The 25,575-nt window shown below is 46.9% G+C and carries 28 protein-coding genes; 2 read left to right on the top strand and 26 right to left on the bottom strand.

What is annotated here, in order from left to right:
- Position 1: 1 nt before the first annotated feature.
- The 6 genes from soxA to ICN33_RS08510 form a co-directional block, all read right to left on the bottom strand.
- Positions 2 to 817, bottom strand: a complete 816-nt coding sequence (gene soxA, locus ICN33_RS08535) for a sulfur oxidation c-type cytochrome SoxA (RefSeq protein ID WP_216196183.1) — start codon at positions 815 to 817, stop codon at positions 2 to 4.
- A 56-nt stretch (positions 818 to 873) separates the two neighbouring features.
- Positions 874 to 1,182, bottom strand: coding sequence for a thiosulfate oxidation carrier complex protein SoxZ (soxZ, locus tag ICN33_RS08530; protein WP_216196182.1), 309 nt, complete (start codon positions 1,180 to 1,182; stop codon positions 874 to 876).
- Positions 1,183 to 1,238: 56 nt separating this feature from the next.
- Positions 1,239 to 1,691, bottom strand: a complete 453-nt coding sequence (gene soxY / locus ICN33_RS08525) for a thiosulfate oxidation carrier protein SoxY (protein ID WP_128113451.1) — start codon at positions 1,689 to 1,691, stop codon at positions 1,239 to 1,241.
- Positions 1,692 to 1,758: 67 nt separating this feature from the next.
- Positions 1,759 to 2,847 carry a c-type cytochrome gene (locus ICN33_RS08520; RefSeq protein ID WP_216196181.1) on the bottom strand — a complete coding sequence of 363 codons (1,089 nt, stop codon included), beginning with the start codon at positions 2,845 to 2,847 and terminating at the stop codon, positions 1,759 to 1,761.
- Positions 2,831 to 4,231: a sulfite dehydrogenase gene (gene soxC, locus ICN33_RS08515; protein ID WP_216196180.1), complete on the bottom strand. Its 1,401-nt coding sequence runs from the start codon at positions 4,229 to 4,231 to the stop codon at positions 2,831 to 2,833. Before soxC ends, ICN33_RS08520 begins: the two co-directional genes overlap by 17 nt.
- A gap of 35 nt (positions 4,232 to 4,266) precedes the next feature.
- Positions 4,267 to 4,611 (bottom strand): metalloregulator ArsR/SmtB family transcription factor, encoded by a 345-nt coding sequence (locus tag ICN33_RS08510; RefSeq protein WP_216196179.1) that lies wholly within the window; start codon positions 4,609 to 4,611, stop codon positions 4,267 to 4,269.
- 98 nt (positions 4,612 to 4,709) lie between these two features.
- On the opposite strand from ICN33_RS08510, the gene modB reads away from it, so the two are divergent.
- Positions 4,710 to 5,363 carry a molybdate ABC transporter permease subunit gene (modB, locus tag ICN33_RS08505; RefSeq protein ID WP_216196178.1) on the top strand — a complete coding sequence of 218 codons (654 nt, stop codon included), beginning with the start codon at positions 4,710 to 4,712 and terminating at the stop codon, positions 5,361 to 5,363.
- Positions 5,363 to 6,469, top strand: coding sequence for an ABC transporter ATP-binding protein (locus tag ICN33_RS08500; protein WP_216196177.1), 1,107 nt, complete (start codon positions 5,363 to 5,365; stop codon positions 6,467 to 6,469). The genes modB and ICN33_RS08500 overlap by 1 nt, the downstream gene beginning before the upstream one ends.
- 8 nt (positions 6,470 to 6,477) lie before the next feature.
- On the opposite strand, the gene ICN33_RS08495 is transcribed toward ICN33_RS08500, so the two are convergent.
- The 20 genes from ICN33_RS08495 to ICN33_RS08400 all read right to left on the bottom strand — a co-directional run bounded on the left by ICN33_RS08495 (position 6,478) and on the right by ICN33_RS08400 (position 25,569).
- Positions 6,478 to 7,134 carry a class I SAM-dependent methyltransferase gene (locus ICN33_RS08495; RefSeq protein ID WP_370623240.1) on the bottom strand — a complete coding sequence of 219 codons (657 nt, stop codon included), beginning with the start codon at positions 7,132 to 7,134 and terminating at the stop codon, positions 6,478 to 6,480.
- A complete protein-coding gene (locus ICN33_RS08490) occupies positions 7,118 to 8,326 on the bottom strand; it encodes an O-succinylhomoserine sulfhydrylase (RefSeq protein WP_216196176.1) in 1,209 nt (402 codons plus the stop codon). Before ICN33_RS08490 ends, ICN33_RS08495 begins: the two co-directional genes overlap by 17 nt.
- Positions 8,327 to 8,386: 60 nt before the next feature.
- The gene (gene purF / locus ICN33_RS08485) at positions 8,387 to 9,925 is read right to left on the bottom strand and encodes an amidophosphoribosyltransferase (RefSeq protein WP_216196175.1); all 1,539 of its coding nucleotides are present in this window, start codon (positions 9,923 to 9,925) and stop codon (positions 8,387 to 8,389) included.
- Between the two features lie 4 nt (positions 9,926 to 9,929).
- On the bottom strand, positions 9,930 to 10,496 hold the full coding sequence (locus tag ICN33_RS08480; RefSeq protein WP_216196174.1) for a CvpA family protein: 567 nt from the start codon (positions 10,494 to 10,496) through the stop codon (positions 9,930 to 9,932).
- Positions 10,496 to 11,305 (bottom strand): SPOR domain-containing protein, encoded by an 810-nt coding sequence (locus ICN33_RS08475; protein ID WP_216196173.1) that lies wholly within the window; start codon positions 11,303 to 11,305, stop codon positions 10,496 to 10,498. Before ICN33_RS08475 ends, ICN33_RS08480 begins: the two co-directional genes overlap by 1 nt.
- Positions 11,306 to 11,308: 3 nt before the next feature.
- Positions 11,309 to 12,634: a bifunctional tetrahydrofolate synthase/dihydrofolate synthase gene (gene folC, locus ICN33_RS08470; protein WP_216196172.1), complete on the bottom strand. Its 1,326-nt coding sequence runs from the start codon at positions 12,632 to 12,634 to the stop codon at positions 11,309 to 11,311.
- Positions 12,635 to 12,638: 4 nt separating this feature from the next.
- On the bottom strand, positions 12,639 to 13,526 hold the full coding sequence (gene accD / locus ICN33_RS08465; protein ID WP_216196171.1) for an acetyl-CoA carboxylase, carboxyltransferase subunit beta: 888 nt from the start codon (positions 13,524 to 13,526) through the stop codon (positions 12,639 to 12,641).
- 6 nt (positions 13,527 to 13,532) lie between these two features.
- Positions 13,533 to 14,330: a tryptophan synthase subunit alpha gene (gene trpA / locus ICN33_RS08460; RefSeq protein WP_216196170.1), complete on the bottom strand. Its 798-nt coding sequence runs from the start codon at positions 14,328 to 14,330 to the stop codon at positions 13,533 to 13,535.
- Positions 14,331 to 14,377: 47 nt separating this feature from the next.
- A complete protein-coding gene (trpB, locus tag ICN33_RS08455; RefSeq protein WP_216196169.1) occupies positions 14,378 to 15,571 on the bottom strand; it encodes a tryptophan synthase subunit beta in 1,194 nt (397 codons plus the stop codon).
- A 30-nt stretch (positions 15,572 to 15,601) separates the two neighbouring features.
- On the bottom strand, positions 15,602 to 16,279 hold the full coding sequence (locus ICN33_RS08450) for a phosphoribosylanthranilate isomerase (protein ID WP_216196168.1): 678 nt from the start codon (positions 16,277 to 16,279) through the stop codon (positions 15,602 to 15,604).
- Between the two features lie 26 nt (positions 16,280 to 16,305).
- Positions 16,306 to 17,157 (bottom strand): tRNA pseudouridine(38-40) synthase TruA, encoded by an 852-nt coding sequence (gene truA, locus ICN33_RS08445; protein WP_216196167.1) that lies wholly within the window; start codon positions 17,155 to 17,157, stop codon positions 16,306 to 16,308.
- A 3-nt stretch (positions 17,158 to 17,160) separates the two neighbouring features.
- Positions 17,161 to 18,567 (bottom strand): FimV/HubP family polar landmark protein, encoded by a 1,407-nt coding sequence (locus tag ICN33_RS08440; protein ID WP_216196166.1) that lies wholly within the window; start codon positions 18,565 to 18,567, stop codon positions 17,161 to 17,163.
- A 10-nt stretch (positions 18,568 to 18,577) separates the two neighbouring features.
- Positions 18,578 to 19,735 carry an aspartate-semialdehyde dehydrogenase gene (gene asd, locus ICN33_RS08435; protein WP_216196165.1) on the bottom strand — a complete coding sequence of 386 codons (1,158 nt, stop codon included), beginning with the start codon at positions 19,733 to 19,735 and terminating at the stop codon, positions 18,578 to 18,580.
- Positions 19,736 to 19,791: 56 nt separating this feature from the next.
- Positions 19,792 to 20,862 (bottom strand): 3-isopropylmalate dehydrogenase, encoded by a 1,071-nt coding sequence (gene leuB / locus ICN33_RS08430; RefSeq protein WP_216196164.1) that lies wholly within the window; start codon positions 20,860 to 20,862, stop codon positions 19,792 to 19,794.
- Between the two features lie 23 nt (positions 20,863 to 20,885).
- On the bottom strand, positions 20,886 to 21,533 hold the full coding sequence (leuD, locus tag ICN33_RS08425) for a 3-isopropylmalate dehydratase small subunit (protein WP_216196163.1): 648 nt from the start codon (positions 21,531 to 21,533) through the stop codon (positions 20,886 to 20,888).
- A 23-nt stretch (positions 21,534 to 21,556) separates the two neighbouring features.
- Positions 21,557 to 21,763: a hypothetical protein gene (locus tag ICN33_RS08420; RefSeq protein WP_216196162.1), complete on the bottom strand. Its 207-nt coding sequence runs from the start codon at positions 21,761 to 21,763 to the stop codon at positions 21,557 to 21,559.
- Positions 21,764 to 21,775: 12 nt separating this feature from the next.
- Entirely contained in the window at positions 21,776 to 23,185 is a 1,410-nt protein-coding gene (leuC, locus tag ICN33_RS08415) for a 3-isopropylmalate dehydratase large subunit (protein ID WP_216196161.1), read from the bottom strand.
- Positions 23,186 to 23,202: 17 nt separating this feature from the next.
- Positions 23,203 to 24,516: a citrate synthase gene (gltA, locus tag ICN33_RS08410; protein WP_216196160.1), complete on the bottom strand. Its 1,314-nt coding sequence runs from the start codon at positions 24,514 to 24,516 to the stop codon at positions 23,203 to 23,205.
- Between the two features lie 82 nt (positions 24,517 to 24,598).
- Positions 24,599 to 24,868 (bottom strand): succinate dehydrogenase assembly factor 2, encoded by a 270-nt coding sequence (locus tag ICN33_RS08405; protein ID WP_216196159.1) that lies wholly within the window; start codon positions 24,866 to 24,868, stop codon positions 24,599 to 24,601.
- The gene (locus ICN33_RS08400) at positions 24,865 to 25,569 is read right to left on the bottom strand and encodes a succinate dehydrogenase iron-sulfur subunit (RefSeq protein ID WP_216196158.1); all 705 of its coding nucleotides are present in this window, start codon (positions 25,567 to 25,569) and stop codon (positions 24,865 to 24,867) included. Before ICN33_RS08400 ends, ICN33_RS08405 begins: the two co-directional genes overlap by 4 nt.
- Positions 25,570 to 25,575 lie beyond the last annotated feature (6 nt).

Raw genomic sequence — 25,575 nt, 5'->3', positions numbered from 1 at the left:
CTTAACGCTTCAATCCAGGGGTCTCTACAGTCCCACCATTAGCAGTCTTCGCCATATACATTGATAAAGCGATGGTGACATCAGATCCGTAAATAGGGAACGGGAAACGTTGCTGACGATAGCAATCATTTAAACGTTGCTGCATTGTCCAAAACTGACCGCTCGATACGCGATAGGCAGGCCAGTAACCCCAACCCATCGCTGCACCCTTCTGAGTTGTAATGTTTGGCAAATCTTGTAAGCGAATACGCTTTCCATCTTCGCCATGACAAGAAGCGCATGAGAAGTCCATTGGTCCGCCTTGGAAAAAGAATGCGCGCTTACCAAGCTCATACATTTCTTTTTCTTTGGGGTGCGCTGTGCTGACTTGAATTTTGTCGCCTTTAGATAAAGTGACCACGTAAGCAACAATGGCCTCCATATCCTTCTTGGGACCTTTTTGAAATGGTGCATCAACCATCTCTTGTGGATCGCGACCTTGAAGCTTCTGCATACAAGTCATCAAGCGAGACTCGAGGTCTTGAACTTTATTTGTGTCTTTGAAATAACGTGGCAGTTGCGCTGCTGCACCCTTTACCACTCCTGGCCCCAGTCCCAAATCACACTTCTCTAAAGTAGCGTTCTTGGGTCCAGCAGGCTTTTTCCAAAGATCTTCACCGGCTGCCTCATAAAGTTCTGAAGGGTTGCCATCAGCAATCATCTCGCGATATTTTGCAATATCGTCTGTCGCACTTTTTTGCGCTGATACAGAGAATGAGACTGTTAATAAAGCAGCCATCATTCCTGAGGCTAACCCTAAAGTAAATTTACGCTGCATTTGCAACCCTTTCAAAACCCATGAGATGGTAAAGATTTAATAATTCAACAAGCAAATTACGATGCAGTTGCTTCGTCGGTGCGCTTGTCACCTTTACTATCTATCCAGTTCACAACAATTTTGTCGCCTTTAGCGCCCTTGTATTTGAAATTCAAGAATGGATCCTTGGAAACCGCTGGACCAAACTGACCATTCAAAACATCTTTACCGTTCGCTTTGACATTGATCGTGGTGATGTGCCACGCAGGAATCGTTTTGCCAGCAGCATCTTTACGCTGACCAGATTCCATATCATGCTTCATCAAAATTTTTACATCCACAATTCCACCGTTTTCGGCCGCTCTAACGCGCATTGGATCAGACATAGGTTCCTCTTGTAATCTAGTAATTAATTAATGGTTTTTATTCGGATTGAGGACGATTAACCGCCGCAACCACCCAAAGTCACTTTTACTTCCTTCACAGCCATACTCCATTTGCCATCGGCTTTTACCAAGGCATAGACGTTGGAGGTTTGACCCATCTTGATACGAGTAGTAACGAAAGGCTCTGTACCAGAAGGAATAAAGAATTGCGCCGCTAGAGCACTTGGGTTTTTCTCAACCAAGATAGCCATCTGTTCCGCTTTGAGGGTGGTGACAATTCCAACGGGAACAACCGCACCGTTTTCTGCAATATCAGGAGCGTTCAAAGTAACAGCGCCAGATTTGTCTGGACTACCGGCACCTAGAATCTTGAACACATCATCCAGACTCTTGCCTTCGAAAGCGGCTTTATTCCACTCTTGGGCTTGGGCTACGCTAATGAGACCCGCAGAAGCCATTAAGCCGAAAACGGCTGAATATTTCAATAAACTGCGTCGCTGCTGATTCATAAAAACTCCTTTAATAATCTACTCTTAGTATCAAATATAGCGGTATTTCAAAAAACCTTCTGTAAACCTATTGCCCGGTGAGCACCCAGCGCACAAGGGTCGCCCTGTCCTCATCCGATAACTGTGACTGTGGCGGCATTGGAATCACTCCCCACACCCCTGAACCCCCGCTCTTGACCTTAGCCATGAGCTTTTCTTGAGCCCCGCTCTGCCCTTTATATTTCGCCGCAATATCAGCGATAGATGGGCCAACCAATTTGGCATTCGGAGCATGACATGCAGAGCAGTTCTCGTTTTTAAATAGGGCCGCAGGACCTTTAGTGGTGGCAGCATGGGTATCGGCAGCATGCGCTAGACCTTCACCAGTAGAACCGGGTAACTTAGCAATTGGTGGCTTAGTGGAGTCTGAACCGCGATATGGTCCATACAAGCGATTTTGCTCTGCAATATTACCGTGGGCATTTCTAGCGAAATCTGGAAGCGTGGAGCCAATTTGCACGAACTTGACGCAGTTGGTCATGCAAGATGAGCCATTCACATCTGGCTTGCCATTAACACTCCAAAAGCCATGATTACGCGTCATACCATTGCGATTGGGCATCTTCTTTTGCACGTCTGCAATATTGGTATTGCTCAGCACAAAATCATCCGGAACAATTTCGCCTAAGCTCAAAATAAAGGCAACTAGGGCATAAGTATCATCCGGCGTTAAGGATCTTGGTGCATTCCAGGGCATGGCGCGATAGATGTAGTCCCACAAAGTAGATACGGTTGGCACCTTCATCAAAGTAGTGCGCTGAGGCTGTTTACGGTCACCCAAAGAGGCGACCCTACCCGTTTTCACATCATCAGCAGTTGTTCCGCCAGCGATTGGCGTGAAGATCTCATTCGATTCGCCGAAGACTCCATGACAGCTAGCGCATTTCGATTCCCAAATGGCTTGACCTTGCTCCACCGAGCCAGATCCTTTTGGCAGGCCCTTAAAGTCTGGACGCACATCAATGTCCCAAGCAATGATCTCTGCGGGCGTGGCATTACGACCAATGCCAGGAAACTTTGCAGATCCCTGAATATTTTGTGCGCAAGTCAGTTGAACTGATAGCAACGTTAAACCTGCAACGGCCACACGAGCAAATAATTTATCCAACTTGTACATTGCTCACCTCGCCGTTTGAATCTAATTTCCAAGACTGAATGGCATTGTTGTGATAGATCGAGCGATTACCGCGCAAATCACGTAATACCTTAATTGAAGGTTGTATATAGCCTGTGTCATCGACCGCCCTAGATTGCAATATTGCAGGCGAACCATCCCACACCCAATCAATATTGAAGCGGGTAATCGATTTGGTCAGAATTGGTGTTTCTAAACGAGCGGTACGCCAGTTATTGCCGCCATCAAATGAAACGTCCACGCGCTTAATCTTGCCGCGACCAGACCAAGCCATGCCACTCACGTTATAGAAACCTTTATCTAGCAATTGCTGACCGCCAGAAGGTGTAGTAATCACCGATTTGCATTCTTGAATCGATGCATATTGACGATGCATGCCATCTGGCATCAGCTCAATGTAGTGAACTGCTTCATCTTTCGCATTCCAGGGCATATCCCCCACTTCCAAACGACGTAACCATTTAACCCAGCTAACGCCTTGCACGCCCGGAACTACAAGGCGCAATGGGAAGCCGTTTTCTGGGCGTAACATCTCGCCATTCATACTCCAAGCAACAATCGTGTCATCCAAACAGCTTTCTAGATTGATCGTGCGCGTCATGCCAGAGCCATCGCCACCTTCAGCAAGCAAGAACTTCCCTTTTTTCAAATCTGCGCCGCATTCTTCGAGCAATACCTTGAGGGGTACGCCAGTAAATTCGCAGCATGAAAGCATGCCATGGGTGTACTGCACGGTTGGTACTGCAACGTTACCCCACTCTAAGCCAGTATTTGCGCCGCACTCAATAAAGTGGGTGCGAGAAACAGAAGGCAGTCTCATCAAGTCGTTCATCGTGAATACGCGGGCATTCTTGACCATGCCGTTCACCATCAAGCGATGAGTTTCAGGATTGAGGTTGTACCAACCCTGGTGATGACGCTCAAAGTGCAAACCGTTTGGAGTAATGGTGCCAAACAAACCCTGTAATGGAGTAAATGCAACAGATGCTGCAGATACACGCGTTAATCCAGGTGATTCACGGCGAATTAAATTCGATTCATAGATCGAAGGAACACCATAGGGCATGGTGGCTACGTTCTTACCAAGCGTGGTTTGCCACTCTTGCTTCTCCAGAATGGCGGGATCGCCTTCTCCAGCAGCAAAAGCCATCGGGGCAGCCAACCCAACTGCAGCTCCACCTACGGCAGAAAGAAAGCCTTTACGCAAAAAACCGCGACGACCTTCATCAAGGCCATTTGCATTAATATCAGCGATCAACTCCTGAGAAATAAAGTGCTCCGGCGCCTTTACTAAGCGAGCTCTATTGGCAGGCTTCTCAACCGCAGCGATATCCTCAGCGCTCAATTCAATTTGCTTCTTAGTCATTTGACCTCTACTTAAAAAGTGAACTACTGCAAAAACTAATAAATACCTTCAGCAATCTTTGCGCAGACTGTCTGACACATCTCAACCGTTGCGTTATCCGCAATTGAGTAATAAACCGTTACACCTTCTTTTCGCCTCATTAAAATTCCGGCTTTGTGAAGGGCTAATAAATGCCTTGATACATTGGCCTGGCTTGTACCGCACATCTCAACAACCTCAGAGACGGATTTCTCACCGTTACAAACTGCATACATGATGCGTAAACGCGCTGGCTCAGAAAGAACATTGAAATAAGCGGCTACGTGTGCAAAGACCTTCTCCATCTGTTTTGGAGATAAGTTTTTTGTTGCTTTTTGAACTTTTGCTTTCATGAGGCTCATTTATATAAATATATGCGTATATATGCATATTTAACGCTTATGCCAACCAAGTTCATATAGTGAGTTACCCTGACGGTATCTAAAGATACAATCGTTTGATGGATATTGAAGCGCTACTTCTCTCGTTAAGGCTGGCCATATGGACCTTGGTCCTGATCATCCCCTTTGGAATTTGGGTAGCGCATTCGCTCCAAAGTATGGGCAAAAGCAGGTCATGGGTCGAGGCAGCGCTTGCCTTACCCCTAGTCCTCCCTCCTACTGTCTTGGGCTATTACCTCCTAGTGGGTCTTGGAGGGAAAAGCCTCTTTGGGATACCATTGGTGTTTTCTTTCACGGGAATCCTCATTGCTTCCCTCATTGTGAACTTGCCATTTGCTATTCAACCAATACAACGTGCTTTTGAGGCTATTAATCCTGAAATTCGGGAAGCGGCCCAAGTCAGCGGGCTGACCAAATGGCAAATCTTTCGCCTGATTGAATTGCCCCTAGCTTGGCGTGGCATCACTAGCGCAGCCGTTCTTACTTTTGCGCATACCCTAGGAGAATTTGGTGTGATCCTCATGGTTGGCGGTGCCATTCCGGGCGAGACCAAAACAGTATCGATTGCTATATATGACAAGGTACAAAGTTTTGATACCTCTGGTGCTGGCGCGCTTTCGTTACTTTTACTTTGCACTTCTCTTGTGGCAATTGCACTTTCCTATGGCGTCTTTAGTCGCAACCCATCGCGATCTAAACAATGGAGTAGCTAATGCTTAAAGTAAAGCTCTTCCAGACTAGTCCGAATCCCTTGCAGCTTCAGATTGAATGCATTCCCGGAGAATTGCATGCCTTAGTGGGCCCTTCCGGTAGCGGCAAGACAACTGCCCTGAGAACAATCGCTGGATTAAACGATGCCGAAACTGGAAAAATTGAATGTGATGGCAAGTTATGGTTTGAAGCAAATAATGCCAGCGGAGTCACTACCTCCTTAAGCCCTGCCAATCGCTCATGTGGATTTCTATTTCAGCAGTACGCCCTATTCCCCCATCTCACAGCGCTTGAGAATGTGTGCATCCCTTTGTACAACAATATCCAAAGGCCATCTGATCGCAAAGCTCGTGCCAAAGAATGGCTTGATCGCATGGGAATTAATGACTTAGCCAACCGCATGCCTAACCAACTCTCAGGCGGCCAACAACAGCGGGTTGCGCTCGCCAGAGCGCTGGCACGATCACCAAAAGTACTATTGCTTGATGAGCCCTTCTCTGCGATTGATGCACCTACGCGCCAAGGTCTTTATAAGACGTTGGCTGAACTTCGCAAAGATTTAAATATTCCCATTTTGCTTGTCACTCATGATCTAAGGGAGGCAGATTTATTGGCTGATCGCATCACTGTGATTGACCAAGGTGTAGGGCTACAGACCGCTCCACCACAGGTGCTATTTGAAAGACCTAGAAACTCACGGGTTGCAGAACTGGTGGGCATTAGCAATAAGTTTGAGGGGGTGTTTACTGCTGGAAAGTTAAGCTGGCAAGGCAGTCAACGCATCTTTAATGTAGCGGACAAAGGCAAAATTCCACCAAATACACCTGTTGCCTGGGTTGTTCCGGCGGAAGGTTTAAGTCTGCATCTCAGCTCCAGCACTACTTCACTCTCAGCGACTGTTGAACAAATCAGTGCTTTAGGTCAGATCGCGGTTATTCAACTTCGCACGCTTGATGGTGGACATGCAATTACCTGGGAAGCCTCTGCTGCAGAGGTCAAGAGACTCTGCTTGGATGTTGGCAAAAGTACTCATCTTGAAATTGATGGTAGCAAGATTCATATCATGCCATTGCGACCGATTAATGATCCTCGTCGCTTTACCGACTAAGCAATCAATTACTTTCTGGCAACCAACCCTAAAATTGCAGACATGCCTGTGTGTCTTGGGCCCTCAGAGAGCTCTTTCTCGTAACTGACAAGCTCAAGAGTTTCAAAGTCTTTGGTAAGGCTCTTGATCAGATCTTCTGTATACAAATGCTCAATGAGCGATGGGCCGCCAGTTTTATATTCCAACTGTTTCGGGGTATAGCCCTGCAAAATGAAAAGGCCGCCTGGCTTCAACGTTTTGTATGCCTGCTCAAAGATTCTGGCGCGCATTGCTCGGTCAGCAAACTGAATAAAGATCGCAATCACTGCATCGTAAGTATTTTCTTGCCATGGATAGCTATCAGTATCAGAGAAAGAGTATTCAACCTCCACCTGATTATCTTTAGCGAACTGCCTTGCTTTAGCTAGCGCAATATCGGATGCATCAAAACCAACCACTTGCATGCCTTGCTTGGCAAGCCAGACACCGTTGCGTCCTTCGCCATCGGCGATGCATAGCACCTTATCCTGCGGCTTTAGGTATTGGCTGGCTTTCTCAACAAGATATTCATTCGGCTCTTTACCAAAGATGAACTCTTCTTTATCGAAGCGTTCATTCCAGAACTGAGTGGCATCAGAAAAACCCATGGGCCTATCTTGATGTACTTGATTATTTTTTGAGTCCACCAACGAGATCATTCTTTAAGTCGTTGATGTTTTCAAGGCCAACTGCAATTCGCACCAAGCCATCGGTGATGCCGGCAGCTTTTCGGGCCTCAGGCGTCACGCGACAATGCGTGGTTGTGGCTGGATGCGTAATGGTCGTGCGGGTATCACCCAAGTTTGCTGTGATTGAGCAAAGTTTGGTTTGATTAATCAGCTTGAACGCCGCCTTCTTGCCACCCTTTAAGGTGAAAGATACGATTGCACCGCCCTCTTTTTGCTGACGCATTGCCAAAGCATGCTGAGGGTGGGATTTCAGACCTGGATGGTAAACACGCTCTACTCCAGATTGCTTCTCCAACCATTGAGCTAAGGCAAGCGCATTCTGGCTCTGCTGCTTCATGCGAAGCTCTAAAGTCTCCAAGCCCTTAAGGAACACCCAAGCATTGAATGCAGATAGCGTTGGCCCTGCTGTGCGCACATACGGAAATACTTTGCCCATGATGAAATCATTGCTGCCAACAATTGCCCCGCCTACAACTCGACCCTGTCCATCCAGATACTTAGTAGCTGAATGAATCACGACATCGGCACCGAGGGCCAATGGTTTTTGCAATGCCGGAGTACAGAAGCAGTTATCCACAGCAAATAATGCGTTTGCTTTCTTGGCAATTTTTGAAATGGCTTTGATGTCGGCAATCTCAGTCAATGGATTGGATGGTGTCTCTAGGTAAAAGAGTTTGGTATTTGGTTGGACAGCCGTTTGCCATGACTTGGTATCCGCCAAATCAGCATAAGTTGTTGTGATCCCAAAACGCCCCAAGATATTGGTAAACAACTGAATCGTTGCACCAAATACCGAGCGCGAGCAAACCACATGATCCCCCGCTTGCAGATGGGCCATCGCCATCGTCAGAATGGCTGACATGCCAGAAGCAGTTGCAATACACGATTCACCACCCTCTAGGGCGGCCAGGCGATCTTGAAACATGCTTACTGTTGGATTGGTAAAACGAGAATAGATGAAGCCTTGATCAGCATGAGCGAAACCATCGGCAGCCAACTCTGCGCTATCAAAGCAAAAGCTGGAAGTCAGGAACATCGCTTCAGAATGCTCTTGATACTCAGCAGTACGGCGAGTGCCAGCACGGACCGCTAAGGTCTCCAGCGCTAGCTTCGAAAAATCCGGTTTTTTGCGGGTAGTTTTGCTCTTCATGATGCTATTTTGACACCGAATTACGAATTTGCCTCGAGTAAGGCATATTCCTGTCGCTTTTTAGTCTTCGGTAGCCAAATGCAAATGGAGCTGTGAGCGGGCAAAGTCACTAGAATCCTTCTGCCGATCTGCCTTAGCGTCCGAGGTATTTCTAGCGGCCTCTAAGGCATCAAGATAAGACTCAGTAATATCGCCAGTGATGTAGTTGCCATCGAAGCAAGAGGCTTCAAACTGCTTGATATTAGGATTGATATCCGTCACCGCCTGCTTCATATCTTCAACACTTTGATAGATCAGTTGATCGGCACCAATCATCTTGTTGATTTCTTCATCAGTGCGGCCATAAGCAACCAGTTCGCTACGAGTTGGCATATCAATACCGTAAACGTTCGGGAATCGTACTGGTGGCGCAGCAGAAGCAAAGATAACTTTCTTGGCACCTGATTCACGTGCCATCTGCACGATCTCAAAGGATGTTGTTCCACGAACAATCGAGTCATCCACAATCAATACAGTCTTATCTTTGAACTCAATGCGCATGGCATTGAGTTTTTGACGTACAGATTTCTTACGGACAGCCTGCCCTGGCATGATGAAGGTGCGGCCGATGTAACGGTTTTTAAAGAAGCCTTCGCGATAATCCACGCCCAAGTTCTTTGCAACCTGCATTGCTGCTGGACGGCTTGAGTCTGGAATTGGCATCACGACATCGATCTCAGAGACATCGGTCTCCTTGCGGATCTTCTCGGCCAAGTAATCACCCATACGCATCCGAACGTTATAAACGGTGACGCCATCAATTGTGGAGTCTGGGCGGGCCATATAAACGTATTCAAAAATACAAGGTGTTAAGACAGCATTAGGTACGCATTGACGCGAATAGAAATTGCCATCTAAGTCGATATAAATTGCTTCACCTGGATTAACGTCACGCACAAATGTGAATCCTAGGCCCTCTAGCGCAACAGACTCGGATGCAATCATCCACTCAGGACCTTGCGGCGTATCGATACGACCGATACAGAGAGGACGAATACCATACTGGTCACGGAAGGCCAATAAGCCATAGCCTGCAATTAAAGAAACTACCGCATAAGAACCTTTAACGCGATTAGTTACACCGGTAACTGCGTTAAACATCGCGCTCTCATCAAGAGCCGCGCTATTAGTTTCTTTTTGAAGTTCGTCAGCCAATACGTTGAGCAATACTTCAGTGTCAGAGCTTGTATTAATGTGACGACGGTCACGATAGGCCATCTCAACACGCAAACTGGGTGCATTGGTCAGGTTACCGTTATGCGCCAAGATAATGCCGTAAGGTGCACTCACATAAAACGGTTGCGCCTCTTCTTCGCTACTAGCAGAGCCAGCAGTTGGGTAACGCACCTGGCCAATACCAGCGCTACCAACCAAGCTACGCATATTACGAGTTCTAAAGACGTCTCTTACTAAGCCATTGGCTTTATGCATCGTGAATGAATTGCCGTTCATCGTTGCAATGCCTGCTGCATCTTGACCACGATGTTGCAGGAGCAACAAAGCATCATAGAGAAGTTGATTTACTGGTGAGTGAGAAACAGTTCCGACGACGCCGCACATATTTCTAGATTCCTATTGTTATTTTAGGAGTAATGATGGGGGTAACTTTAGGCACTGCATCACCTAATTGTTTAGCCCAGTCAGCAGGAAGCCAACCTTTAATTAAACCAGTTGCCATATCAATTGCCGGTCTGGTTATGGCATTCTGCCAAGCCATGCTGTGCGTAATAGGTGTGAGAGCCGCTAAGGTAGCAAGCACCACAACAATCAGACCACCACGAATCACGCCAAACACCAAACCTAAAAAACGGTCAGCCAAACTAAGACCTACTGACAAAATAATTTTTTGCACCACTCCACCAAACACACTACAAATGATGAGTGTTAAAACAAACAGAATGATGAAGCTCACGCCCAAACTAAGCAGCTCATCAAGATGAAATGTAGAAAGCCATTCAGTTGATAGGTAATTGCTGTAGTGATAAGCAACCCATGACGCAACAAACCAAGAAGCTAACGCAAGCACCTCTTTAAATAAACCGCGCGAGATACCGACTAATGCAGATACCAAGAGCACAACTAGGGTGAAGTAATCCACCGTTGTTAGCTTGAGGGTGGATAAATATTCCATTACTGCTTACCGGACTCGACCAGTCTTGGTGAAAGACCCATCGCCTTAATTTTCTTTTCAGCCGCCTCTGCAGCGTCTTGATCGGAATAGGGTCCTGCACGGAGCACATAAAGCTTTGATCCATCGCTACCCGTCTTCGTGAAGACGTAGTTTGGAATCTTTTGGTCTTTGAGTTTTGCAATCCAACCCTTGGCGCGCTCTTCTGATGCAAAGGCACCAATCTGAATAATGTACTTGCCTGTGCCATTAGAAGCGCTCGATTTAGGAGCATCCTCCGTCTTTGGCTTAGCATCCGCTTTAGGACTTGCATTAGCAGCAACCACCTCTTCACCCGCCGCTAAACCTAATGTTCCAGATTTATTCACTGCAGGTGCCGCTGGTTTAGCTTCCAACTTGGGTTCAGGCTTAACATCGGGTTTAGCTTCCGCCTTTACTTCAGGAGTAGCTGCAACTTTAGGAGCTTCTTTTATAGGTTCAGCAACTGATTCAACTTTAGACTTTGTTTCAGCTCCTGGAATCGGCAAGCTGGTCACAATATTGACTGCAATATCGTTTGGTGCAGACTTTGGTTTGTTATCCAAAATACGAGGCAGACCTATAACGGCAATTAAGACCAGGGCAGCAGCGCCGATCAAACGATGCCGTGCTCTTTGCTGTTCTGGATCTTCGGTTAGGGCCAGCTCTTCAGCTTCAGCAGCGCGCTGAAAACTGCGTGGGGCCGCTCTTTTGGCAGTGCGACTACCCCTTGAACTGAATTCAAAGTCATCAGACTGAGTATTTCGCTTAAAAAAGCTTGGTAAACGAATCATGGATCAGTGGGCCTGGTTGTTTCGGTAAGTCATTACGCCTGCAACGGTGTAGAAAGATCCGAAGGTGACAATTCTATCACCCTCACCCGCTTGAGAAAGCGCTTTTTGATACGCCAAAGCAGGTTCTGTGAAGCATTCAATACCCCCATCAGCCCCATTTTTAGGCTTTACACCCATGGCTTCAAGCTTCTCAGCCAAGACCTTGGCGCTGGCGGCTCTGGGGGTCGGCAAATCAGTACAGAACCAAAAATCCACAATATTGAGGAGGGGTTTTATTACCCCCTCGATATCCTTGTCAGCCATAGCCCCAAAAACCGCATAGGTATATGGGTGATATCCCATCTTATCGAGCCCCTGAGCCAAGGTAGCGGCGGCGTGGGGATTGTGGGCAACATCCAAAACAACTGTAGGTTGACCAGGCAAGACTTGGAAACGGCCCGGTAACTCTACCAAGGCAAATCCATTACGAATATCCTGGGCGCTCACTGGTAGGCGCTGGTGCAAAGCCATTAAGGCGGCAATCACAGCAGAGGCATTCAGAATCTGATTGGCACCACGAAGCGCCGGGTATCCAAGCCCACTAAAGCGCTTTTTACGCCCTGCCCAGCCCCACTGCTGCTTATCACCCTGAAAGTTGTAATCACGTCCCTGTAACCAGAGATCACAAGCAAGTTTTTCAGCATGGTCAATCAGTGATTGTGGCGGTACAGGATCGCCACAAACCGCAATCTGCCCCGGGCGGAAAATACCTGCTTTTTCTAAGCCGATAGCTTCACGTGTTCCACCCAAGAAATCTGCATGATCAATATCGATACTTGTCACGATGGCGCAATCTGCATCCACAATGTTCACGGCATCTAAGCGACCACCCATCCCTACCTCCAATACAACCGCGTCTAAATTAGACTTGGCAAATAGATGCATGATGGCTAAAGTAGTGAACTCAAAATACGTCAAGGTCGGCGCATCCACCAAGCTAACGCGGGCTTTTTCTACAGCTGCGAAATGCTCAAGCAAGATATTGTCTTTAACATCTTCACCATTAACGCGAGCACGCTCATTAAATTTAAGAAGATGTGGAGAGGTATGACAACCAACACGGTAGCCAGATGCCAAGAGAATACTCTCCAGAAAAGCGCAGGTAGATCCTTTGCCGTTTGTTCCGGCAACTGTGATCACTGGGCATTCAAAATGCAGATCTAATGCAGCCTTCACACGATTGATACGCTCAAGCCCCATATCAATACCGACAGGGTGAGCAGTTTCGAGGTGGCTAAGCCAGGCCTCTAGGCTAGAAAATAATATGGGGGCTTGGTGTGCTGAGCTCAAGCGCTTAAACGGCTGCGCTACCCGCTATTGCAGGCTCTGGAAGCTTCTGTAACAAAGCAAGTAAGCGCGCAATTTCATTGCGCATCTGACGGCGATCAACAATCATATCAATACCACCCTTTTGCATGAGGAACTCAGATCTCTGGAATCCTTCCGGCAATTTCTCGCGCACTGTTTGCTCAATCACGCGTGGACCTGCAAAACCAATTAAGGCTTTTGGCTCAGCCATCACTACATCACCCATGAAGGCAAAGCTAGCGGAAATACCACCCATTGTTGGATCGGTGAGAACGCTGATATAGGGCAAACCTTTTTTAGCCAACAAGGTCAACATCGAGTTGGTCTTGGCCATCTGAAAAAGAGATAACAAGCTTTCTTGCATACGCGCACCGCCAGTAGCTGTGACACAAATGAAGGCACACTTTTTATCAATTGCCTCCTGTACGCCGCGAGCGAAGCGCTCACCGACTACAGAACCCATCGAACCACCCATGTACTGGAATTCAAAACAAGCAGCTACAACAGGAATCGTTTCAATCTTGCCACCCATCACAATTAAGGCTTCGGATTCACCAGAAGCATCATTTGCTTCTTTAATACGATCTGGGTATTTTTTAGAGTCTTTAAATTTCAGCGGGTCTATTGGATAGATATCAGCACCAATTTCATAGCGCCCTTTTTCATCCAACAAACTATCTAAGCGCAGACGGGCGCCGATGCGCATGTGGTGACTACATTTTGGGCACACTGATAAATTGGCTTCAATGTCGGTGCTGTATAGAACAGTCTCGCAACTTGGGCACTTTACCCACAATCCCTCTGGTACTGACTTGCGATTAGCAGGATCGGTATGTTGAATTTGGGGTGGGAGTAATTTATCTATCCAGCTCATTAATTTTTAACTGTCCAATGCGTCGCGAATTTCACGAATGAAGGTTTCCAGTGATTGTACCGCCTGCTCAGGGGGTGCATCCTCCAAAAGACGAATAATTCGGCTACCAATCACCACAGCGTCGGCACTTGCAGAAACGGCCTTGGCGCTAGCAGCATCGCTAATTCCAAAGCCAACAGCGATCGGAATATCCGTTTCTTCACGAATTTTCGGAATGATACTAGCCACATCCTGGGTATTCAGGTGCGATGCGCCAGTAACCCCGCGCATAGAAACGTAATAGATATAACCAGAGGCTATTTTGGCAGCCTCTTTAATGCGCTCATGTGATGAAGTGGGTGCCAATAAAAAGATGGGATCAATTCCAGCAACGCGCATGCGCGCAGCAAAATCCACGCACTCTTCTGGTGGGTAATCAACCACTAGAACGCCATCGACACCAGCAGCTTTTGCTTCGGTTGCAAAACGCTCAGCTCCCATTTGCTCAACTGGGTTTGCATACCCCATGAGAACAACGGGAGTATTGGTGTCCTTCTTGCGAAACTCTTTCACCATTTCTAAACAGCTATGCAAGGTCACACCGTGGGTCAACGCACGCTCAGATGATCTTTGAATCACAGGACCATCCGCCATCGGATCTGAGAATGGCACACCCAACTCAATGACACTTGAACCGCCACGAACTAATGCATGCATCAACTCAACAGTTTGCTTAGGGTCTGGATCACCAGCAGTAATAAAAGGAATCAACCCTTTTTTACCAGTAGCTTTTAGCTCCTTAAAGAGCGCAGTAATTTTTGACATAACTAATTTATTTTCTTTTTATTTTTCTATTTTGTTTTTTATTTTATTCAGCCTTCTGAACCAGTTGCCTGCGCGACGGTATGCATGTCCTTATCACCACGACCAGAGAGGTTTACCAAAATAGTCTTATCTTTTGGCAAAGTCTTGGCCAGCTTGCAGGCATAAGCAATGGCATGAGAGGACTCAAGGGCTGGAATAATGCCTTCAATCTGGCAGCAATCATGGAATGCTTGGAGCGCTTCTTCATCCGTAATCGCTACATAATCTGCGCGACCAGAATCTTTTAACCAAGCATGCTCAGGCCCAACTCCTGGGTAGTCCATACCTGCAGAAACCGAATGCGTCTCAGAAATTTGGCCATTTTTGTCTTGTAATAAATAAGTACGGTTGCCATGCAACACACCGGGCGTACCAACGCAAAGTGCTGCCGAATGTAAACCACTTCCCAAGCCATGTCCTGCAGCTTCAACACCAATCAGTTTCACTTCTGGGAAATCAATATACGGATAGAAAATACCCATGGCATTTGAGCCACCACCAACGCAAGCCAAAACATAGTCTGGTTGACGACCAGTCATCTCTGGCATCTGAACTTTGCACTCTTCACCAATCACGCTTTGGAAATCTCTCACCATCATTGGATAAGGATGGGGACCAGCAACAGTACCGATGATGTAGAACGTGTTATCTACATTGGTAACCCAATCACGCATCGCTTCATTGAGTGCATCTTTTAATGTCTTCGTACCAGACTCCACTGGAACTACCTTGGCGCCAAGCAGCTTCATGCGGAATACGTTTTGTGCCTGACGGGCCACATCAACAGATCCTTGATATACCGTGCAATCTAAACCAAAGCGGGCGCAGATGGTTGCTGTAGCAACGCCGTGCTGACCAGCACCTGTCTCAGCAATAATGCGAGGCTTGCCCATACGCTTAGCCAACATTGCTTGACCGATCACGTTATTAATTTTGTGAGCACCAGTGTGATTTAAATCTTCACGCTTGAGATAAATCTGCGCACCGCCGAGCATTTCGCTCCAGCGTTTAGCGTGATACACCGGCGATGGTCTACCAACAAAATGTTTTAGCTCGTAATGAAACTCTTCGATGAATTCTGGATCGTATTGATATTTTGCATAGGCCTCTTTGAGCTCATCTAATGCAAACATCAATGTTTCAGAAACAAACACGCCACCGTATGGACCGAAATGTCCTCGTGCATCTGGCTTGTCGTACATATCTACCTCTTTTGAATTATCTACAGCAAATTATTGGGATGATGCATTAGCATCTGCTGCGCGCACTGCTTTTACAAACTCAGCCATAAGCGCAGGATCTTTAACACCCCTGCTGCTTTCTACGCCACTACTGACGTCAACCGCGCAGGGCTGCAGGCGTGCAATCGCCTCGCCCACGTTGTGCGTGTTCAATCCACCACTCAAAACGACCCGAGGCGCGTTTTCGCTTACCCATGTCTGTGGAATCCCTTGCCAATCAAAAGGAACGCCTCCGCCACCATATCCCTCAACCAGGGCATCCAGCAGAAAAGCGTTTGCATCCCCGTATTGTAGGGAAAAATCATCAAAAGCGAAGTCTGTGCCTACACGAGCCGCCTTCATCCAAGGCTCGCCTGCAGCAAGCTGGGCGCAGCGCTCTGGAGTCTCATCCCCATGAAATTGCCACAAGGTAATAGAGGCGGCAGCGCGAATGGCAGCAAATTGCTCATCTGTAGCATTCACCACCAGCCCAACAGCATCTACCCCTGCAGGGAGCCTGGAAATTAGCTGGGCAGCGATATTGGGGCTTACAGCACGAACGCTGGGTGGGTAAAAGACAAAGCCAACCGCATCCACCCCTGCAGAAACTGCAGAATCCACATCCGCCGACGTCTTTAAACCGCAGATTTTGACCCTAGTACGGCCCGGAGAGTATGTCAGTAAGCCCATAAACGAATGATAAGGCCAAGGGCCCACTATTTCTTTTGTTCTTTCTGCTGTTTCCCGATGACCTGGGCTGGTAGCCAGGAGTTTTCCAACCAAGGCTGCGGGATGACAAATTCTTCTGGGTAGGTGATTTTGGCTAAATACAAACCATCTGCCATAAAGGTAGGAGCAGCAATTTGTCTATTCCTGGCTACCAAGACTTCTGCCATCCACTCTGGCTTTTGTCTATCTTGACCGATCTGTAGAAAACATCCGACTACATTGCGAATCATGTGATGCAAGAAAGCATTACCTCGAATCCGAAAATACAGCCATGGCTGTTCAGAAATGATCTCGATAGAGTAGATTGTTTTAATTGGTGTCTTACTCTGGCATTCGGATGAACGAAAGGAGCTAAAGTCATGCTCGCCAATGAGGCACTCAGCTGATTTTTTCATGGCCTCAATATCCAGCCATTGATTTGGCGGCAGCATTAAATAACCTGCACGTGCATGAGACATCGGGGAGCGACAAGGGCCCGCTTGTAAGGCATAGATATATTCGCGCTCATAAGCAGAGAATCGCGCACTGAACTCATCAGAAACTGGTTTTGCCCAATTCACAACAATTGATGGGGGCAAAAATGAGTTCACCCCCCTCACCCATGAAAAATCTTCGCGCTCTACATTAGTGTCAAAGTGCACTACCTGACCTAGCGCATGAACACCAGCATCCGTTCTGCCTGCGGTAATTGTATGGATAGGACAATCTGTACGGGATTGCTCACCGACAAAGGCAGAAATCGCTTTTTCTAATTCGTCCTGTACCGTATTGTGATTAACCTGTGTTTGCCAGCCAGAATATGGGCTACCGTCGTACTGAAGGCCAAGAGCTATACGCATGGTCTAAGTATTGCGATGCGAGATCTCTGCCAACAGACCCTGCGCTTCAATCGTGATTGCAAGATCCACAGAATTGCTTACGCGAAGCACTTCTTCAAGCGACTTTTTAGCCGCAGAAAAGTCTTCGATGGTGATGTACGCGCGCGCTAAATTCAATTTGACGCGCAAGGCATCTGCTAGAGGGTTTGCTACTGGAGCACTTACTGCTTGAGAAGATTCTTTTGCTGGCTTTGCAAGGTCGAGATCAATTCCATCAAATAGCGCTTTAGCACGAGCAGGCATTTCAAAATGAGAACCTGCTGCAGGCTTCTCAGTTCTATTAATCTCTTTAGCGGAGTGATCTGTTGATGCGTGAAAAGTTGGCGCTTCCGAGCGGCGGGCGTTGCGAGCCAAGCCCCAAAGTAATAAACCAGTCAAAGCAATTAAAGCAATTGCCAGAATTGCAGGGCCGAACACACCTAGGCCACCTAAACCAAAGTTACCATCTACCGCTTTCTTCTCCTTAGACTTATCTAGGAGTCTTTGTAGATCAGCAATATTTTTCTCTAGTTCAGCAACACGAGCTTTGGTTTGCTCCAACATTTTCTCTTGCGCTACCAACTCCTCTGTATAGCGACGCTCTTGTTCGTCACCGTCAGCACTTGAGCCAATCTTCAGGCGATCTTTGGGTGATGATTCGGATGCTTTGGCATTGACAGACCCAGAAGAGCCTGTTGCGCCATCTTTATCGCCATGCTCTTGACGCCATTGCTCGTTTGCATTAGCCACAAACTGGTTTGCCTCTGCAGGACTGATCGAACGTATGAGCGCTTGACTTGGCTTGGTTAGCTCAGCACCTGCAGCTAAACGATTAATGCTGCCGCTGGCAAATGCATCAGGATTGGCTTTGAATAAAGCCATCATGGTTTGATCCAATGAAGCGCCCTCTAATTGAGGCGCCATGATGGCGGCAATCTCGGATAAGGTTTGCCCAGGCTTAACAGTCACTTTCTGGACATCACCTAGCAACAAGGTAAATGTTTTTGTAATGCTACCGCTTGACCAGTTGAGATTGACCAACACATCCAAGAATGGATCATCAGTCAGCGGGACAGAATTTACGGTCTCGACCAATACCATCAGCTTTTCTTGCTTGTTGCGATACACCATCGCTTGCGGATTGAGATCAAGAATCTTTTGAGAAATACCTAATCGCTCATAAGCCGCTTTATTTGGTATTGCCGCCTTAAGACTAGATAAAGCACTTTGCTCGTCAGCTCCAAACCGAATCGGAATCTCTAGCCGAAGCGGTTCACCAGAACGTGATTGCAACTGTGGAGCACCTAATGTAAGCGCACCAGCTACAGTTGACCAGCTCAGCAAAACAAAGCTCAGGAGCTTTAATAAGCCTAGCGAGCTAATGCGAGACATAAAGGTTGAATTACTTCTCAAGCAGAATGCGCAGCATACGGCGTAAAGGCTCAGCAGCACCCCACAACAACTGGTCGCCAACAGTAAATGCGCCTAAATACTCTGGGCCCATTGCCATCTTATGCAAGCGGCCAATCGGTACAGTCAATGTGCCACTTACCGCTGCAGGAGATAAATCGCGCTCAGTAGTTTCACGATCATTTGGAACTACTTTCACCCACTGATTATCTGCAGCCAATATCGCCTCGATCTCTTTGAGCGGAATATCTTTTTTGAGTTTTACAGTCAAGCCTTGTGAATGGCAACGCATTGCACCTACGCGCACGCATAAACCATCAACTGGAATACTGCCAGATGTGCGGAATGCTGGACGACCCAAAATCTTATTGAATTCAGCCCCGCCCTTCCACTCCTCTTTGGTCTGACCATTCTCAACAGGAACATCGATCCAAGGAATCAAGCTACCAGCTAAAGCAGTGTTACGGAAATTCTTTTTCGGAAAGTCGGCAGATCGTAATGTCTCAGTAACCTTGCGATCAATATCCAAGATCCATGAGGATGGGTCTGCCAATTCAGCGGCAACGCTGTCACGCAACGCACCCATTTGAAGGAGCAGTTCACGCATATTCTGCGCACCAGCACCTGAAGCTGCCTGGTATGTCATGGCGCTGATCCATTCAACCATGTCAGCCTTTACCAGCCCACCCATAGCAATCATCATCAAACTCACGGTACAGTTGCTGCCAATCCAATTCTTACCGCCTGCAGCCAACGCTTTATCAATCACTGGGCGATTCACTGGATCCAAGATCAATACAGCATCATCTTTCATCCGCAATGCACTAGCAGCATCGATCCAATGGCCATTCCATCCAGCTGCGCGCAGCTTAGGGAAGATGTCATTGGTGTAGTCGCCGCCTTGACAAGTCAAGATGACGTCGCAGCGTGAGAGCGCTTTAATATCATTCGCATCTTGCAAAGTGCTTTCGCTCTTACTTACTTTTTGACCATTGACAAGCGGCACTTCGCCACCTGCTTGGCTGGTACTAAAAAATACTGGCTCAATCAGATCGAAATCTTTTTCGGCCAACATTCTCTCCATGAGAACGCTACCAACCATACCGCGCCAGCCAACTAAACCAACCAAAGGTGTATTTGTATTTGCCATGATGATTAACTATCTAGTAAATTTAATTTCTGTAATGAGATTCTTTTTGACTACTCTTAAGCAAGTGCTGCAACTACAGCATCGCCCATTTGTACTGTAGATACCTTTTGCATACCTTCTGTATAAATATCAGCAGTACGCAATCCTTGCGCCAATACTTTTTGGACTGCTTTTTCAATGCGGTCTGCTTCTGCAGGTATGCCCAAGGAATAACGCAGCATCATTGCAGCAGACAAAATGGTTGCCAGTGGATTAGCGATGCCCTTACCGGCGATGTCCGGCGCAGAACCATGACTAGGCTCATACAAACCTTTATTGTTCTTATCCAAAGAGGCTGATGGCAGCATACCAATAGAGCCAGTCAACATCGCAGCTTCATCAGACAAGATGTCGCCAAACAGATTGCCAGTCACCACGACGTCAAACGCCTTAGGCGCCTTCACTAATTGCATTGCTGCGTTGTCTACATACATATGAGACAACTCAACATCTGGATAATCTTGAGAGATCCGAATCATCACTTCACGCCAAAGCTGAGAAGTTTCGAGAACGTTTGCTTTGTCTACACTACACACTTTCTTACCGCGCTTGCGTGCTGCATCAAAAGCAACATGGCCAATACGCTCTACCTCTGGTTCACTGTAATGCATCGTATCGAAACACTCACGCGCACCTTTAAATAGCGGTGACTCAGAAGAGCGACTGCCTCTTGGCTGACCAAAATAGATATCCCCATTGAGCTCACGCACAATCAAGATGTCTAAGCCGCCAATAATTTCAGGCTTAAGACTAGATGCAGCAGTCAACTCTGGATAGCAAATGGCAGGCCTGAAATTAGCAAACAACTCGAGGTGTTTACGTAAACCCAGAATGGCTTGTTCGGGACGAAGTTCGCGTGGGAGCGCATCGTATTTCCAGTCACCTACCGCGCCAAACAAAATAGCATCCGCTTTTTTGGCAAGTTCTAGGGTGGCTGGTGGCAAAGGATGTCCAGCGACGTCATAAGCAGCTCCACCAACAGGAGCCTCTTCTAAGTCAAATTGATGCCCAAGGGCTTGAAGCACTCGAACGGCTTGAGCAACGATTTCCGGGCCGATACCATCGCCCGGTAGGACTGCAATTTTCATGAAAGGCCTTTAAATCAACGAAATTACGGCAATTGTGTAGCAAGCCAAGGCATTTTTAGAATGCGCTCGGCTTCGTAAGCCTTGATTTTATCTGCATGTTGCAGAGTTAAGCCAATATCGTCCAAGCCATTGAGCAGGCAGAACTTTCTAAAGGGGGCTACTTCGAAGCTGTAGGCGGTACCATCGGGAGCAATTACCTGCTGGGCGTCTAAATCGACCGTTAATTGATAACCATTAAACGCTTGGGTTTCATTAAAAAGATGGTCAACCTGCATTTCAGTCAAAACAATCGGTAAAACGCCATTTTTGAAGCAGTTGTTGTAGAAGATATCTGCAAAACTAGGTGCAATTACCGCCCTAAAGCCAAATTGATCTAATGCCCAAGGAGCATGTTCACGAGAGCTACCGCAACCAAAGTTTTTGCGGGCCAGCAAAATACCGGCACCTTTATAGCGTGGTTGATTTAAGACAAAGTCTGGGTTAATGGGACGCGTACTGCAATCTTGACCAGGTTCACCATGATCTAGATAGCGCCATTCATCAAAGAGATTTTGTCCAAAGCCTGTCTTCTTGATTGATTTCAGAAACTGCTTCGGAATGATGGCATCGGTATCCACGTTCTCGCGATTAAGCGGAGCAACCAAACCTTTGTATACCGTAAATTTTTCCATAATTCGACTTTGCTTCTATTTGTTTACTTCACTGGGGTAACGACTACATCCTTACCCTTGGTTTGAGATTGATTGCTTTGCTGTGTGTTACTTGATCCGCCCATGGATGTTCCCATATTCTGCAAATCTTTACCAACACCTTCCATAGTGCTGCTGCAAGCAGAAATCATCATTCCAGCTGCACCAACAATTGCAAGCCTAGAAATTAAAGAGAGTGAAGAAAATTTCATTGATCAGCTTCCTTAAGAAATCTTGCGAACATCAACAAAGTGACCTTCAATCGCTGCAGCAGCTGCCATTGCAGGGCTAACCAAATGCGTGCGGCCACCATTGCCTTGCCGACCTTCGAAATTACGATTAGAGGTTGAAGCGCAGCGCTCTCCTGGCTCTAAGCGGTCGGCATTCATAGCCAAACACATAGAACAACCAGGCTCACGCCACTCAAAGCCAGCAGCCTTGAAAATGCGATCTAAACCTTCACGCTCGGCTTGGGCTTTTACCAATCCAGAGCCCGGCACAACTAATGCTAACTTCACATTAGCGGCAACTTTTTTACCTAAGCGATCGACGACCTTAGCTGCAGCGCGCATATCTTCAATGCGACTGTTAGTGCAGGAGCCGATAAATACCTTATCAACAGAAATACTGCTGAGCGGCGTATTGGGTACGAGATTCATGTACTCCAAAGCACGCTCCATGGCTGAGCGTTTATTGGGATCACTTTCTTTTTCTGGATCAGGAACGCGCTCGCTAATCGCAAGCACCATTTCTGGTGAAGTACCCCAAGTCACTTGCGGCGCAATTTCTTCTGCGCGCAATTCAACCACAGCATCAAACTTAGCATCAGCATCCGTATGCAAGGTTCTCCAATATTGCAAAGCTTGCAGCATTGCAGGGCCCTTAGGGGCATATGGACGACCTTGAATATATTCTATGGTTGTTTCATCTACAGCAACTAAACCGGCACGGGCACCAGCTTCAATCGCCATATTGCAAAGTGTCATGCGACCTTCCATGGAAAGGTTGCGAATTGCTTCACCTGCAAACTCGATGGTGTAGCCAGTACCGCCTGCAGTTCCAATCTTGCCGATCACTGCTAAGACGATATCTTTTGCTGTTGAGCCAGGTTGTAAACGGCCATCTACGCGCACCAACATGTTCTTGCTTTTTTTCATCAGCAAAGTTTGCGTTGCTAAGACGTGCTCAACTTCAGAGGTGCCAATACCGAATGCCAAAGCACCAAAAGCACCATGCGTACTAGTATGAGAATCGCCACAAACCACCGTCATGCCAGGTAAGGTTGCACCCTGCTCTGGCCCGATGACGTGAACAATCCCTTGGCGGGTGTCGTTCATTTTGTACTGGGTAATACCAAAGGCATCACAGTTTTGATCCAGGGTATCTACTTGCAACTTGGAAATTGGGTCGGTGATACCTTCAGAGCGATCCGTCGTTGGAACGTTGTGATCAGAAACCGCCAAATTGGCAGAGATTCGCCAAACTGGACGGCCAGCCAAATTCAGACCTTCAAATGCCTGAGGACTAGTTACCTCATGAAGCAGTTGACGATCAATATAAATCGTGGCTGTGCCATCCTCTTCAGAGTAAACAACGTGGTCATCCCACAATTTGTCATAAAGCGTACGAGACATGAGAGACCTTAAATACCTTATTTACGAACAGAGATGTTCGGAACCTTGCGGGATGTTTCGCCAACGTATAACTGACGTGGACGACCAATCTTGTACTCAGGGTCAGTAATCATCTCTTCCCACTGAGCAATCCAGCCCACCGTTCTTGCCAAGGCAAAAATACAGGTGAACATTTCTGTTGGGATACCAAGAGCACGTTGCACGATTCCAGAGTAGAAGTCTACGTTTGGATAGAGCTTGCGGCTCACAAAGTAGTCATCTTCCAAAGCAATCTTCTCAAGAGTCATTGCCAACTTGAACAATGGATCATCTTGAAGACCAAGTTCATTCAATACTTCATAGCAAGTTTCACGCATCAACTTCGCACGTGGGTCAAAGTTTTTGTAAACGCGGTGACCAAAGCCCATCAAGCGAACGCTTGAGTTCTTGTCTTTTACTTGGGCAATAAATTCATGAATCTTGTCTACGCCACCATTAGCCTGAATCTCATTCAACATCTGTAAGCAGGCTTCGTTTGCACCCCCGTGCGCTGGACCCCAAAGGCAAGCAATACCGGCTGAGATAGCAGCAAATGGATTTGTGCCAGAAGAGCCACACAAACGCACTGTAGAAGTAGAAGCATTTTGCTCATGATCAGCATGCAATGTGAAGATACGATCCAAAGCACGAACCAATACTGGGTTTACTTTGTACTCTTCACATGGCGTTGCAAACATCATGCGCATAAAGTTAGCGGTATATGACAATGAGTTATCAGGGTAGATAAATGGTTGCCCTACTGAATATTTATAAGCCATAGCAACCAAAGTTGGCATCTTCGCAATCAAGCGAATCTGCGCTACTTCACGTGCTTTAGGCTGACTGTAGTCAATCTCGTCATGGTAGAAAGCTGCCATCGCACCAACCAAGCCAGTCAGTACAGACATTGGATGTGCATCACGACGGAAGCCGCGCAAGAAGAATTGCATTTGCTCATGGACCATGGTGTGGTGCATGACCAATTCATCGAAGTCTTTTTTCTGGGTAGCGTTTGGCAATTCACCATTGATCAGCAGGTAGCAAACTTCTAAGAAGTCACAGTTATTTGCTAAATCTTCAATTGGATAGCCGCGATAGAGCAACTCGCCCTTATCACCATCAATATAGGTAATTTTGCTGTTGCATGACGCAGTAGACAGAAAGCCTGAATCGTAAGTGAACTTACCAGTCTGACCATAAAGCTTACGAATGTCGATTACGTCAGGACCTACTGTCCCTTTATAAATTGGCAGATCAATATCTGGTGTTCCATCCGAAAACGAGAGTTTTGCCTTGATGTCCGATTCAATCATTTCTAATCCTTAGTCATTCAAAATTATGATTAATACACTATTCATTCATGCATCTATGAAACTACTGCACCAAATTGCTGAATTACTTCTCTCTCAGCCTTTGTAAAACCATCTTGAAAGAGGCTGTTTGCATCTCTTTCTCTAGACTTGCCACAGAATCTTTACGGCCAATCAATAAATCCATTAAATCGTTGTCATCTAACGCTAACAACTGGCTTAAAACATTTCCGTCTTCTACGCTTAACTGAGTGCCGTAACGCTCAAAGAAACGTTGCAGAATTAAATCGTTCTCTAGCAAGCCTCTACGGGCATCACTCTTTAAACGATATAACTCTGCATTGCCGAGGGTCATACTGCCCTACGAACCATCAACTCCTTGATCTTGCCAATCGCCTTGGTTGGGTTCAAGTGCTTAGGACATACATCAACGCAATTCATGATGGTGTGGCAACGGAACAAACGGTATGGGTCTTCCAAGTTATCCAAACGCTGATTGGTATCTTCATCACGGCTATCAGCAATAAAGCGATAAGCTTGCAATAGACCAGCTGGGCCAACGAACTTATCTGGATTCCACCAGAATGATGGGCATGAAGTTGAGCATGATGCGCACAAGATGCACTCATACAAACCATTCAACTCTTCACGCTCTTCTGGACTCTGGAGACGCTCTTTTTCAGGAGGCGGATTGTAGTTTACCAAGTAAGGCTTAATCGACAAATACTGTTTGAAGAACAAAGTCATGTCGACGATCAAATCGCGCACTACTGGCAAGCCAGGCAATGGGCGCAATGTGATGACCTTAGGCAAAGTCAACATATTGGTCAAACAAGCCAAACCATTTTTACCGTTAATGTTCATTGCATCTGAACCGCACACACCTTCACGGCATGAACGACGATAAGAAATCGTTTCGTCTTGCTTCTTCAAAGAAATCAAAGCGTCTAACAACATGCGCTCACCAGTAAGCTCTAACTCATAGCGTTGCATGCGCGGGGCTGCATCGACATCTGGATCGTAGCGGTAAATTTCGAATATACGGATATCACTCATTTTCTA

This window comes from Polynucleobacter sp. UB-Tiil-W10 (genome assembly GCF_018881605.1).
In the GTDB taxonomy this organism is placed as follows: domain Bacteria; phylum Pseudomonadota; class Gammaproteobacteria; order Burkholderiales; family Burkholderiaceae; genus Polynucleobacter.
Note: the sequence above shows the minus strand (reverse complement) of the source record. Positions and strands in the feature narration are given on the sequence as shown.

Bases quoted from the DNA above. Each gene is read 5' to 3' on its own strand.
- soxA (WP_216196183.1), bottom strand. From the start codon at position 817: ATGCAGCGTAAATTTACTTTAGGGTTAGCCTCAGGAATGATGGCTGCT.
- soxZ (WP_216196182.1), bottom strand. From the start codon at position 1,182: ATGTCTGATCCAATGCGCGTTAGAGCGGCCGAAAACGGTGGAATTGTG.
- soxY (WP_128113451.1), bottom strand. From the start codon at position 1,691: ATGAATCAGCAGCGACGCAGTTTATTGAAATATTCAGCCGTTTTCGGC.
- ICN33_RS08520 (WP_216196181.1), bottom strand. From the start codon at position 2,847: ATGTACAAGTTGGATAAATTATTTGCTCGTGTGGCCGTTGCAGGTTTA.
- soxC (WP_216196180.1), bottom strand. From the start codon at position 4,231: ATGACTAAGAAGCAAATTGAATTGAGCGCTGAGGATATCGCTGCGGTT.
- ICN33_RS08510 (WP_216196179.1), bottom strand. From the start codon at position 4,611: ATGAGCCTCATGAAAGCAAAAGTTCAAAAAGCAACAAAAAACTTATCT.
- modB (WP_216196178.1), top strand. From the start codon at position 4,710: ATGGATATTGAAGCGCTACTTCTCTCGTTAAGGCTGGCCATATGGACC.
- ICN33_RS08500 (WP_216196177.1), top strand. From the start codon at position 5,363: ATGCTTAAAGTAAAGCTCTTCCAGACTAGTCCGAATCCCTTGCAGCTT.
- ICN33_RS08490 (WP_216196176.1), bottom strand. From the start codon at position 8,326: ATGAAGAGCAAAACTACCCGCAAAAAACCGGATTTTTCGAAGCTAGCG.
- purF (WP_216196175.1), bottom strand. From the start codon at position 9,925: ATGTGCGGCGTCGTCGGAACTGTTTCTCACTCACCAGTAAATCAACTT.
- ICN33_RS08480 (WP_216196174.1), bottom strand. From the start codon at position 10,496: ATGGAATATTTATCCACCCTCAAGCTAACAACGGTGGATTACTTCACC.
- ICN33_RS08475 (WP_216196173.1), bottom strand. From the start codon at position 11,305: ATGATTCGTTTACCAAGCTTTTTTAAGCGAAATACTCAGTCTGATGAC.
- accD (WP_216196171.1), bottom strand. From the start codon at position 13,526: ATGAGCTGGATAGATAAATTACTCCCACCCCAAATTCAACATACCGAT.
- trpA (WP_216196170.1), bottom strand. From the start codon at position 14,330: ATGTCAAAAATTACTGCGCTCTTTAAGGAGCTAAAAGCTACTGGTAAA.
- trpB (WP_216196169.1), bottom strand. From the start codon at position 15,571: ATGTACGACAAGCCAGATGCACGAGGACATTTCGGTCCATACGGTGGC.
- ICN33_RS08450 (WP_216196168.1), bottom strand. From the start codon at position 16,279: ATGGGCTTACTGACATACTCTCCGGGCCGTACTAGGGTCAAAATCTGC.
- truA (WP_216196167.1), bottom strand. From the start codon at position 17,157: ATGCGTATAGCTCTTGGCCTTCAGTACGACGGTAGCCCATATTCTGGC.
- ICN33_RS08440 (WP_216196166.1), bottom strand. From the start codon at position 18,567: ATGTCTCGCATTAGCTCGCTAGGCTTATTAAAGCTCCTGAGCTTTGTT.
- asd (WP_216196165.1), bottom strand. From the start codon at position 19,735: ATGGCAAATACAAATACACCTTTGGTTGGTTTAGTTGGCTGGCGCGGT.
- leuB (WP_216196164.1), bottom strand. From the start codon at position 20,862: ATGAAAATTGCAGTCCTACCGGGCGATGGTATCGGCCCGGAAATCGTT.
- leuD (WP_216196163.1), bottom strand. From the start codon at position 21,533: ATGGAAAAATTTACGGTATACAAAGGTTTGGTTGCTCCGCTTAATCGC.
- ICN33_RS08420 (WP_216196162.1), bottom strand. From the start codon at position 21,763: ATGAAATTTTCTTCACTCTCTTTAATTTCTAGGCTTGCAATTGTTGGT.
- leuC (WP_216196161.1), bottom strand. From the start codon at position 23,185: ATGTCTCGTACGCTTTATGACAAATTGTGGGATGACCACGTTGTTTAC.
- gltA (WP_216196160.1), bottom strand. From the start codon at position 24,516: ATGATTGAATCGGACATCAAGGCAAAACTCTCGTTTTCGGATGGAACA.
- ICN33_RS08405 (WP_216196159.1), bottom strand. From the start codon at position 24,868: ATGACCCTCGGCAATGCAGAGTTATATCGTTTAAAGAGTGATGCCCGT.
- ICN33_RS08400 (WP_216196158.1), bottom strand. From the start codon at position 25,569: ATGAGTGATATCCGTATATTCGAAATTTACCGCTACGATCCAGATGTC.